This is a genomic window from Paralimibaculum aggregatum (assembly GCF_030270585.1).
GTDB classification, from domain to species: Bacteria; Pseudomonadota; Alphaproteobacteria; order Rhodobacterales; family Rhodobacteraceae; genus Thermohalobaculum; species Thermohalobaculum aggregatum.
This window is the reverse complement of the sequence record NZ_BSYI01000074.1, coordinates 1-12,271: the sequence shown is the minus strand read 5'-3', so window position 1 is coordinate 12,271 and position 12,271 is coordinate 1. Positions and strand designations below refer to the sequence as shown.

The window sequence follows — 12,271 nt, the reverse complement described above, 5'->3', positions numbered from 1 at the left end:
ACGTTCAGGGATGCCCCCTTTGCGCCCCCGGTTCGCCGCGCCCTGCCGGATCTGTCCGCCTGGCCTTTCTTCCCTGCCGTTTGCGGGAAGGTGGAAGGCACCTGGAACGATCATCGACAGCATGACAGGCCGCGAGCGCGGCGGCTGAGCCGCTCCCGAGCGTGCCGGAGGCGGCCAAGGATTGCAGGCGCGACCGTCCTGCCGCTCCCGCCATGACGCCAGCGGCGGACGGGCACCGGGCAGACGTCATCCTCCGCTTGCCGCCTGAAGGCCGCGCATGCCGAGGATCGGGGGTGCGGAACGGCTGCTGCCGCCACGCGCCACCCGTTCGTTCCCGATCGGCCCGCGGCATCCCGGCTCCTGCCGACGCCTTGCCGCCCCCGCGACGCGGTTGCCGCCTGGCCGGTTCACCGCGCCCGGCCCGTTCGCCACGATCCCGAGAGCCCGCGGCCGATGCCCGGTTGCCTGTCTCCGCCGAGGCGATCCGGTCCCGCGGCGCTGCCCGTCGGATGCTTCCGTTGCGGAATACTCCAAATGCGTTAGGATTCGCCCCATGTCGCAGCCGCCTCGGCACGCAAGTCATTGGAGGATCTCATGTCAGCCATTGTCGTTACGACGCTCGACGACGTCATCGGCGTCGACGGCGAGGTATCGCTGCGCGAGGCGATCATCGCCGCAAACACCGACATGGCGGGCTTCGACGCCCCAGCGGGCGAGGCGGGCGCACCGGACACCATCACCTTCGCCCCGGCGCTCTCTGGCGGCACGATCCATCTGACCGCGACCTTGCCGACGCTCACCGGCGAGACCGTCATCGACGGCGATATCGATGGCGACGGCCGGCCGGACATCACCATCACCGGCGATGTCGACGGCGACGACCCGCTGGTCCAGGATCTTCTGGGCAACCTCATCTCGGATGACAGCGTACTCTTGCTCACTACTCCGGAGAACTCCGACAACCTCGATACAATCTTCGAGATCGCCGGAACGGCGACGCTGAACGGGCTCGTCATCACCGGGGCGGTTCCGAACGGGGATCCCCCTCTACCCATGATCGTCGGCGGAGCAGGCTCCTCCATCACCGTCACGAACAGTTCGATATCCGGCAATTTCAGCATTTCCGCGATTTCCAACGTTGGCGGGACCACCGTCCTCGATACCGTTCTCCTGTCCGACTCTATCTTCATCGAAGGTATTTCTCAAATAAACGGCACGCTGGAGGCCAGAAATCTCAACCTATACCGCGCGGATTCCTTTTCTAACCTGTTATACATCGAAGATTCGGTTGCCAGCCTGGTGAATTCCACGATCACGGATTCTTTCACGCCTAATTTCCTTTTCGGCGTGTCTGGTTCGGATTTTGACATTGTCCACACGACGATGACCGGAAACATCGCTGATTTTGCGGTGTTCGAAGCGGCTGGAGGCAACCTTGGCATCACGAACAGCATCATTTCCGGAAATGGGTCACTGCCGCTGTTCGCGGCAGAGTTTGTCACTCCGCCGCACCAGGTGACGGACTCGATCATCGGCGGCGATCCGGCGGATTACTTCGCGGAAATCGACCCGGTGACCGAAGGCGGGATGCTGCGCGACAATGGCGGCCCCCTGCCGACGGTGCTGCTCCGCGTCGACAACGACAACCCGGCGATCGATATCGGCACGGCGGTCGGCCTGGGGCTGCTCACCGATGCGCGCGGCGAGTTCCGCGCCATCGATTTCCCGGGCATCGCCAATGGCGGCGCCCTCGACACCGCCGATGCCGGCGCGGTGGAGATGCGCATCCCGGACCCGCTGATCGTCACCACGGCCGACGACGAGCTCGACGACGCCTCGGCCGGGGCGAACATCGCCGACATGGGCGGCGCGGGCGATCTCAGCCTGCGCGAGGCGCTGCATCTGGCCAACAACGCCGTCGGGCCGAGCCGCATCCTGTTCGACGAGACGGTGTTCACCGGCGGGGCGGCGAGCCTGATCCGGCTGGGGCTCGGCACCCTGACGATCTCGGACGATGTCGAGATCGACGCCGACCTCGACGATGACGGCCGGCCGGACGTGACCGTCTCGGGCGATGCGGATGGCGACGACCTCACCACCACCGATGCGCTTGGCAACACGATCACCGACACCGCGAGCAACGGCGACGTGGCGGACCGGCTCTCGGACAACGCGCGGGTCTTCGAGATCACCGACGGCACGGTGGAGATCGACGGCCTCGTGGTCACCGGCGGCTATGCGGAAGGCTCGGTCGGCAGCGCCGCGGAGCGCGGCGGCGGCATCCACGTGGCGTTCGGCGCCGAGCTGGCGATCGCGAACAGCAGCATATCGGGGAACGTCGCGGAGCGCTTCGGCGGCGGCATCCGCACCGAGATCGCCTCGATCCTGACGGTGACCAACAGCACCGTCGCCGGCAATGCCACGGAGCTCGGCGCCGGCGGAGGCATCAGCAATCTCGGCTTTGCCGACATCTCCGCAAGCACGATCTCGGGCAACACGGCCCAGGCCTCGGGCGGCGGCATCGACACCGCCTTCGGCACGCTCTCCCTCGCGAACGCCACCGTCGCCGGCAACACGGCGGGCGCGGGCGGGGTCGGCGATGGCGGGGGCATCCGCAACTCCACCGGCGGGCGGGTCGATCTCGACAGCACGACGATCACGGGCAACAGCGCCGCGGATTCCGGCGGCGGCTTCTTCAACACGCCCGGTGCCATCGGCACCGGCAATGCCGGCGGCGACGTCACCATCGCCAACAGCATCGTGCTCGGCAACACCGCCGGCACCGATGCCGAGACCTCCGGCCCGCGCACCGTCGTTTCCAACAGCATCACCGGCACCGAGGCGCCCGCCACCGTCTTCGCCAATCTCGACGGCACCGGCGGCGCGCTGGCGCTGACCGCCGGCGATGTCGAGACGGTCACGCTGCGCGCCGCGGCGGACAATCCGGCGATCGATGCCGCAACCTCCGGCCTGGCGAGCGATGCGCGCGGCCTGCTCCGCGGCATCGATATCGCCGGCGTCGCCAATGGCGGGCTCGACGATCTCGGCGCCTACGAGATCCAGCCCGGCGACGTGCCGGGGATCGTCTCGATCACCCGCGGACTCGGCCTGATCGAGCTGACCAATGCCGACATCCTCGCCTTCACCCTGACCTTCAGCGAGGCGGTGACCGTCGATGCGGCCGACCTCGCCATCACCGGCGGCAGCACCGCATCGGTCGATTACTTCTCCGGCAGCGGCGCGGAGTGGACATTCCGGGTGATCGGCGGCGATCTCGCGGGCTTCGACGGCACGGTGGGGCTCGAGCTCGCCGCAACGCAGGACATCACGTCGGTCGCCGGCGGCCAGCCGCTTCTTGTCACCACGGCGCCGGTTTCCGAGACCTTCACGCTCGACAACACCGCGCCTGCGGTCGACACCAACGCGGGCGCGACGCTCGACGAGGGCACGGCCGCCGAGATCGGCGCCGCGGCGCTGGCGAGCACCGATGGGAGGGCGGCCGCCGGGGGGGTGATCTACGAGGTCACGACGGCGGTCGCCAACGGCACGCTGTTCCTCGACACCACGCCGGACGGGCTCTTCACCGCGGGGGAGACCGTGCTCGGCTTCGGCGCGAGCTTCACCCAGGCGGATATCGACGCGGGGCTCCTGCACTACCAGCACGATGGCGGCGAGACCACGGAGGACGGCTTCGGCTTCTCGGTCTCCGACGGGCTCAACACGCTTGCCGACCAGAGCTTCGCGATCATGGTCGATCCGGTCAACGATCCGCCGGTGGCCGAGGACGACGCCTTCGAGACCCCCGCGAACATTGTGCTGAGCGGGGGCAATGTCCTCTCCGACAACGGCAGCGGCGCCGACAGCGACGTGGACAGCCCGACGCTCACGGTGACCGAGGTCAACGGCGCGGCGGCGGATGTCGGCGAGACCGTCACGCTCGCCTCCGGCGCCAGCCTGACCCTGAATGCGGATGGCAGCTTCATCTATGACGCCGCCGGGGCATTCGACGCATTGAGCGCCGGAGAAGAGGACACCGACGGCTTCACCTATCAGATCGGCGATGGCAGCGGCGGCTTCGACACCGCCGCGGTCACGGTGACGGTGACCGGCCTGAACAACGCGCCGGAAAACACCGTCCCGGGCGCGCAAGAGACCGACGAGGACACCGCCCTCGCGATCCCCTCCGTCTCGATCACCGATGTCGAGGGCGATGCGATCACGACGATGCTCTCGGTCGAGCATGGCACGCTCTCGGCATCCGGGCCGGCAGCGATATCCGGGGGCGGGAGCGACGCGGTGACCATGGCGGGCAGCCTCGCCGATGTGAACGCGACGCTGGCCACGCTCGGCTACCAGCCGGATGCCGATTATTTCGGGCCCGACACGCTGACCGTCGCGACCCAGGACGACGGCGGCACGGCAGACGGCGGCATGGACAGCGATACCGACACCGTCGCGATCACGGTGCTCAGCGTGAACGATGCGCCGGTGAACTCGGTGCCCGGGCCGCAGGAGACCGACGAGGACACCGCCCTCGCGATCCCCTCCGTCTCGATCGCCGATGTCGAGGGCGATGCGGTCACGACGATGCTCTCGGTCGGGCATGGCACGCTCTCGGTGTCGGGGCCGGCGACGGTTTCGCAGAACGGCACCGACGCGGTGACCCTGGCGGGCAGCCTCGCCGATGTGAACGCGACGCTGGCCACGCTCGGCTATCAGCCGGATGCCGACTTCTTCGGCGCCGACACGCTGACCGTCGCGACCCAGGACGACGGCGGCACGGCCAATGGCGGCATGGACAGCGATACCGACACCGTCGCGATCACCGTCGGATCGGTCGAGGACGCGCCCGAGATCGAGGCCGATGGCACCGACCCGACCTATATCGAGAACGCCGATCCGGTGGCGGTGTTCTCCGGCGCCATCCTCGATCCGGTCGAGGCGGGCCAGCGGATCGACGGCATCGGCCTCGATATCTCCGGGCTTCTGGATGGCGCGCTTGAGATGCTGACCATCGACGGCGCGGCGCTGGCGCTCACGGATGGCACCACGATATCGCTTCCGGGCGGCGGCACGGCCACGGTCTCGGGCAATGCCGACCGGGTGAGCGTGACGCTCTCGGGGCTCGGGCTGAATCCGGGCGAGGCGGCCGCCCTGCTCGACGGGATCGGCTTCAGCGTGGCCGGCGAGAACCCGAGCGCGGGGGTGCGGCAGGTCCGGCTCGACGAGGTCGAGGACGACGCCGGCGCGCGCGCGACGCCCTCGATCAGCTCGCGCGTCACGGTCGAGCCCGTGAACGATCCGCCATCGGCCGGGGACGACAGCGCCGCGCTGCTGCTGCCCGACACGGCGCTGCTCGTGCCGGTGCTCGACAATGACAGCGACCCGGAGGGCGACCGGCTGACGGTGGTCTCGCTCGACACGGCGGGCCTGCGCGGCTCGGCCGACATCCTGGCCGACTCTGCCGTACGCTACACCATCGGGGGCGCGTTCGGCGATCTCGGCGCCGGGGAGACGGCGACCGAAACCCTGATCTACACCGTCGCCGATCCGTTCGGCGCGAAGACGACGGCGATGCTGACCATCACGGTCACCGGCAGCGATACGCCGCCCCCGGTTGGGCCGGACGACCCGGACCCCGGCGATCCGGGCGACCCCGGCGATCCGGACAACCCGGATGATCCCGACACGCCGCCGGGCGGGGCCAACTCCCCTCCCCTCGCGGCCGATGACCGGTTCCTGCGATCCGCCATCGCGCCTGTCGCCGGCGATCTGCTGGCCGACAACGGTACCGGCCCGGATCGCGATGCCGATGGCGACCCGCTCGCCATCGCATCGGCCGGGGGCGAGCCTCCGGGCACCGCCATCGCGCTCGCCTCGGGTGCGATGCTCACGGTTCAGGCATCGGGCGGCTTCTCCTACGATCCCGGCGACGCCTTCGACGGCGCGGCGCCCGGCACGACCGTGAGCGACGGGTTCTCCTATGTCCTGTCGGACGGGCAAGGCGGCACCGACACGGCGAGCGTGACGATCCTGTTCGAGCTGCCTGCCGAGGTCGAGCGCGTCCCCGGCACCGAGGACGACGACCGCTTCGAGTTCGACGATCTCGACACGGCGCGGCGCGTCGAGGGCGGCGCGGGGGAGGACACGGCCGTGCTTCCGGTCACCCTCGCGGAGATCGCCATCGAGCCGATCGACGGCGGTTTCCGCCTGCTGCCGGTGGACGGCGAACCGATCGATCTCGTCTCCGTGGAACAGATCGAGCTCACCGACGCGACCATCGTGGTCGACACCGGCGAGACTCTGACCAAGCTCGCGCTGATCTATCTCGCGGCCTTCGACCGGATGCCCGACATCCTGGGCCTCACCTTCTGGAACGCGCAGATCGCCGCCGGCGTCGGGATCGACCCGATTGCCGATGCCTTTGCCTCGGCTGACGAGTTCGCCGCGATCCATGGCGGACTTCTGGACGATGAGGACTATGTCCGCTCGGTCTACCGCAACGCGACGGATCGCGAGGGGGACGAGCCGGGGATTGCGTTCTGGACCGACGCCATCGGTTCCGGCGCGCTCGACCGCGGCGATCTCCTGATCGCCTTCGCCTGCTCGGACGAGGTCCGGGACCTGCATGCGAACGCCATCGACGACGGCCTGCTGCTTCTCGCCTGACGCTGGCCGGCCCGGCCGCACGGCCGCGGGCGCGGCGGCAGCCCGGAGGGTCGGTCAAGCATCGTGGATTGACACTGCGTCACGATTCGGACCAGCCTTTCCTTGGGGAAGCCATTCTGCGTGGGGCGTTGCGCGGGCTCGGATGACACTGTCGTGCACCGCAGTCGCGGAGGCTCGGTGTGAAGAGCGGATCCTCGATCACCCTGACGAAGGCCTGGTGGAAGAAGGAAGCCCCTGACGGGCTGAAGAAGTCTGCCGCCGCCTTCGAGAAGGCCCTCGACGACTATGCGAAGGCCGAGGCGGGCCTGCGCAAGGAGAAGCCCGAGGCTGCGATCAAGGCGATGGAGAGCGCGCTCGCGGCGCTTGCCGCGGCGGGCAAGGCGGTCGCCACCGAGGCCAAGGCGCTCGAGAAATCCGAGAAGGACAAGAAGCGCAAGGCCGACCTCTCGAACACCGTCGCGGTCATGGGCAAGCCGCTGGCGCGCGAGATCGATGCCGCGCGCAAGAAGCTCGAGCCGCTCGAGGAGGTGGTGGCAGCGGGCGATTTCGGCGATGCGGCCGCGCATGCCGCCTTCCTCCGGAAATGGGCGCCGCGGATCAAGCGCGGCCAGGTCAGCTTCGCGCTGGGGCTGCCGAGCAACCTGCCCGAGGAGATGCGGTTCAACTTCCACATGACGAAGGACCCGCGCGGCCTCGCCAACGTGCTGAAGAAGGCTGCGGGCGCTAAGAAGTTCACCTTCGGCCGGGCCGGGACGCTCGAGCTTGCCGGCGAGATGGATGACGACGAGGGGGTCGGCACGCGCACGCTCTGCCTGCATGTGGAGGGCCGGCGGATCCCGTCGCTGGCCAAGCGCGTCCGGCTGATGCTGAAGAAGCTGGGCGTCACCCAGTTCTCCAAGGTGAAGATCCTCGCGGGCGGCGAGGAGATCGACGGCGCGGACGAGGACACGCCCGAGGACGAGCAGCTCGACGGCCTCGATCTCGATGCACCCGATGACGAGGGCGACGCGGCCGGAGCGACGCCCGGCACGCCGGCGCCCGGGCCCGGCGACGGAGGCGACCCGCCTCCGGCCGCGGCGCCGGCCGGCTCCGACCCGGCGCAGCCCGCGGTCAGCCTGCAGGACTGGACGGCGGGGCTGCTCGACGAGTACCGCGCGCTGAACGCGGAGCTGGCACGGCGGAAGGACGCGTTCGCCCCGGAACGGCTGGCTGAGCTCAAGGCCCTGGGCAGGTCCATCGGCGCGGCGATCAAGGGCGGCGAGCGCCCGGTGGCCGAGACCGGGCTGGCCGAACTGCGCGCCGCGCTCGGCATGGCGCCGCCGCAGGATGGCCGGGATCAGCTTGCCGGGGCGCCGGATGCGGACCGGATCGCCGGCGGCGCCGGAGACGACGAGATCGCCGGGCAGGACCCCAAGGCGGAGGCGCGGGCGAAGATCGCGGCGTTCTACGACGAGGAGGTCAAGCAGTTCCTCGGCCGGGCCGACGACCCGCAGCTCGCCCGCATGCTCGCGGGTTTCCGCTACAAGCTCGGCCGGGTGCTGGAGACGCAGGGAACCGACGCGCTCGACAAGCTGATCGAGCGGCTGCGAACGGCGATCGGCGGGCAAGGCGGCGCCGATCTGGTCCGCACCCTCATGGCCTCCGAGCTTGGCGGGAAGCTCGAGGACATCGTCGATCTCGATGCGCAGCAGAACAAGGGCGCGGACCTGCTGGCCGAAGGGCTCCCAGAGCGCGGCGCGGATGCGGCGCGGCTGGAATACTGGATCCAGTCGCAGGCGATGGCCGAGGAAAGCGGCTTCCTCGACACCGATATCGGCAAGAACGAGGTCGGCGGCACGCGCCTTGCCGCCGCGCTGCGCGGGGAGAGCTATCTCGGCCGGCTGAGCGACGACGAAAAGCACTATCTCGTCCAGCGCGCAATGCGGGTCTGGGTCTACTCGCCCCATGCGGGGGAAGACGGCGCGGCGGAGAACATGGCCGAGCTCTCGGCCGCGTTCAGGGACGACCGGGAGATGTCGCGCTGGCTGTCGGAAAGCTATGTCGAGGCCGCCGGCAGCATCTTCCAGACCCAGCAGGAACTCAGGGGAGGCTCCGGCGCGTTCCGCTCGACCGAGGCGCGCAACCTGCACACCGAGCTCTACCACCAGGCGGCCATCGTCTCGCCGGAACACTTCATGCAGGCGGTGATCCCGCTCATGGGCGGCGCCAAGGCGGGCCAGTTCCTGACCGGCGGCCTGCGCAAGGAGATCACCTCGCTGTCGAGCGACTACGACCGGCGCAACCCGTTCCACCCCGGCATCACGCGGGACCAGCAGGCGGCGCTCGTCGATGTCGCGCTGAAGGATGACGTGGTGAACCGGGAGACCCTGCCCTTCCTGCGCGAGGTCTTTGCCGCGACCACCGCGGAGCATGTCGATACCGACCGGCGCCGGCAGATCTGGGCCGAGGCGCTCGCGCACATGATCCCGGAGGCCGAGGGCCAGAGCATCGACCGCGACGCGCTGAAGCGACGGATCGGCGCGGCGCTCGCCGAGGAGGGCGGGCGCGAGCTGCTGTTCGGCGAGGAGATCGCCCCTGCCCTCCGGACCTGGGCGCTGACGCAGATGGCGCCGCCGCCCGGCGGCAAGGGCTGGAGCGCCGCCGACATCGCCGATGGCTGGGAGAGCGAGAAGGTCGCCGCGGCCTTTGGCGAGAAGGCCATCGCCGAGGCCAGGGCCACGCGGCCGCTGACCTTCGACCCGGTCAAGGACAAGGCGGCGATGCACAATGCCATCGGCCAGCTGCTCGGCATTCCGCCGAACAACCTGCCCGGGCCGGACGAGGACCCGGCAGCCCGGGCCGAGCGCCTCGCGGCGGGCTTCGAGCACGCCTACTATTCCGACACCGCGGAGGGCCCGATCCAGTTCATCCAGGGCCATATCAAGACCCTGGGCGGCAGCCCCACGATCACCCCGATCCCGGTGATCTGGACCTCCAACGAGAAGGGCGCCGCGGTCTTCAAGGTGCTGCGCATCGAGTCCGACAATGGCGGCGTGATCTTCGTCGGCCACCGCGGCAGGACGCGCTACACCGATGCCAAGCACTGGAAGGACGACAACGAGCTGCCGCCCGGCAAGCTCACCTATCCGACGGGGCTGGAGCTCGGCGGCGCGCTCGTGACGAGCGCCAGCCCGTCGAACGGCAAATGGGTCTGGGATGCGCTCGACGTCGCGGCCATGGTCGCCGGCACGGTCGCGGGCATCGTGATCCTCGTCGGCTCGGGCGGCACGGCGGCGCCGCTGGTGGTCGGGGTGGCGGCAGCCTATTCCGCGGGCCGCGGCGGGGCCAAGCTCGCCGACCGCGCCGGCAAGGGATACGACATCTCCGACGTGACCGACCCGACGACCCGCGGCCTGCTGCTGGAAACCGCCACCAGCGTGCTCTCGGTCACGGCGATCGGCGGCGGCATGCGCGCCGCCAGGCTGCTCCAGCAAGGCTCGAAGATGAGCCGCTTCGGGTCCAACCTCGTGGCCTGCCTGACGGTTTCCGGCTCGATCGTCGACGCCGCCTCGATGGCCGACCAGATCGCCCAGCTCTCGGTGAACTGGGACAAGATGACCGACGAGCAGAAGACCATGGCGCTGCTCCAGCTCGGCTTCACCGCGGGCATGACCGGCGCCTCGGCCAAGGCCGGCGGCGGGCGCTTCACCGATGGTTTCAGCTTCACCCGCACGCGCAACCAGCTGGAGCACGGCTCGCCGTTCAACCTCGTCACGGTGGCAAACGATCCCGAGCTGCCGCCGGGCCGGATGCGCGTCGCCTTCGACCCGCCGGAGAAGCCGGGCGGCCCGGTCCGCAACATCAGGATCGAGCAGAACGGCACCGTGCCGCGCGAGATCCTCGACCTGCACGCCCAGGTGGCGAACCAGGTGGAGGCGGCCGGCGGCCTGAAGGCCCGGCTGAAGGCGCTCCTCGGCTCCGACGAGGCGCCGCCGATCGGATCGACCGGCTGGGAGGTGAAGCTCGAGATCCAGAAGCTCGGCTCGGAGATCGATCTGAACCTCCGCCTGCTCAATTCCGGGACGCTGGATGCCGACGGTGCGGCCCGGGTGCGCCTGCGGATCGAGGAGCTGAACAACGCGATCCTCCTCGAACGGGGGCGCCTCGAGACCCTGGCCTCGGGACCGGGGCGCGGCTGGATCGGCACGGCCAGCAAGGGGGCCGGCGATGCCGAGGCCCGGGGTTGGCCGCACGAGGCGGCGCCGGCCGACCCCGCCCAGTTCGATCCGAAGCGGCATGTCCCGAGGGGGCATTGCTGGGTGGCCGATGCCGAGGGCGGCCCGCCGCATCTGCGCCATTATGACCGGCGTCATCCGAAGATGCGCTTCGACGGCTCCGGCATGGTGCCCGACGGCCCGCAGAAGGTGACGCTGGGCGGCGCCGGCGCCGCCGCGCAGGTCGATGGCAGGCCGGCGAAGATCGGCGATCCGCCGAACATCCGGGCGCATCCGGACGAGGAATTCACCTTCACGCTGCCCGATGGACGGGAGATAAAGCTGCCGAAGAACCAGCTTCAGGTCGGAGACGAGATGCGCACCCTGACAGGGCCGGTGAAGGATGTCGTCGATGTGCAGGTCCACCCGGATGGCCGCGTGACCTATGTCCGGGAGGTGGAGACCACGGTCGGGGACACGACGGAGATCCGCCGCTTCGAGCTCGAATACGACGAGACCGGCTTCCCGATCCTCGACTCGAAGGCCGACATCTTCCTCGAGCCGGCGATGCTGCGGCAGAACGACACCGATCACTTCAAGCGCTGCAACGCGATGCTCGCCGAGGCGCTCGACAAGGATCCCGGTCTGCAGGCCCGGATGGGGCTGACCGATGCGCAGGTCGCCTATATCCGCACCGACACCTCCGGCGGCTCGCCGCCGGGCCTGACCTGGCACCACCACCAGGATGTCGGGAAGATGCAGCTCGTCGACCGTGAGATTCACGACGCGTTCAAGCATTATGGCGGCATGCGGACCTGGGCCGGCGGGCGCAGCAAGGATTGAGGCTGGGAGCGATGATCGAGATCGAATGGATGAGCTATCTGTCCGGCAGGCCGGCTCCGACCGAGGATGATCTCGCGCAGCTCGAACGCCACACCGGCCTCGAACTGCCCGAGGATTACCGCCGCGTGGTCCGCCAGCATGCCGGGCAGGCGCCGCGGCACGGCCGCGTCAGCTTCGGCGAGGGCGCGCAGGGCGGATCGACATTCGTCGCGCTCTTCTTCGTCTCGACCGAACGGGAATTCCTCTTCGATCCCGACAACGTCTTCGGCGCGCTCCGCTCGTTCCGCGACTGGGCCGACGGCCAGCCCTGGGCCGAACGCATGCTGCCGATCGGATCGAACAGCGCCGCCGGCGTCTTCTGCCTCGACTATCGCGAGGTAGGCCCGCCGAAGATGACCTTCGCCGACAAGTACGAGGACCCGGACTACGACAAGGCATTGCTCCCCGTCGCCGACAGCTTCGGGGACCTCCTGGCAAAGCTGTCCTGAACCGCCGGCAGAACCGCCCCTGACCGTTCCTCGTGATCCCGAGCCGGGGGGGAGATCGGTCGGCGATACTGATTGTCG

At 69.5% G+C, this 12,271-nt stretch carries 3 protein-coding genes; all 3 read left to right on the top strand.

From position 1 onward, the window contains the following. Positions 1 to 594 precede the first annotated feature (594 nt). The 3 genes from QSJ97_RS23700 (at position 595) to QSJ97_RS23690 (ending at position 12,193) form a co-directional block, all read left to right on the top strand. Positions 595 to 6,669 (top strand): cadherin-like domain-containing protein, encoded by a 6,075-nt coding sequence (locus tag QSJ97_RS23700; protein WP_285674929.1) that lies wholly within the window; start codon positions 595 to 597, stop codon positions 6,667 to 6,669. A 179-nt stretch (positions 6,670 to 6,848) separates the two neighbouring features. After that, the gene (locus QSJ97_RS23695) at positions 6,849 to 11,705 is read left to right on the top strand and encodes an HNH endonuclease (RefSeq protein ID WP_285674928.1); all 4,857 of its coding nucleotides are present in this window, start codon (positions 6,849 to 6,851) and stop codon (positions 11,703 to 11,705) included. 11 nt (positions 11,706 to 11,716) lie between these two features. Next, positions 11,717 to 12,193 (top strand): SMI1/KNR4 family protein, encoded by a 477-nt coding sequence (locus QSJ97_RS23690; protein WP_285674927.1) that lies wholly within the window; start codon positions 11,717 to 11,719, stop codon positions 12,191 to 12,193. The last annotated feature ends 78 nt before the right edge of the window (positions 12,194 to 12,271 follow it).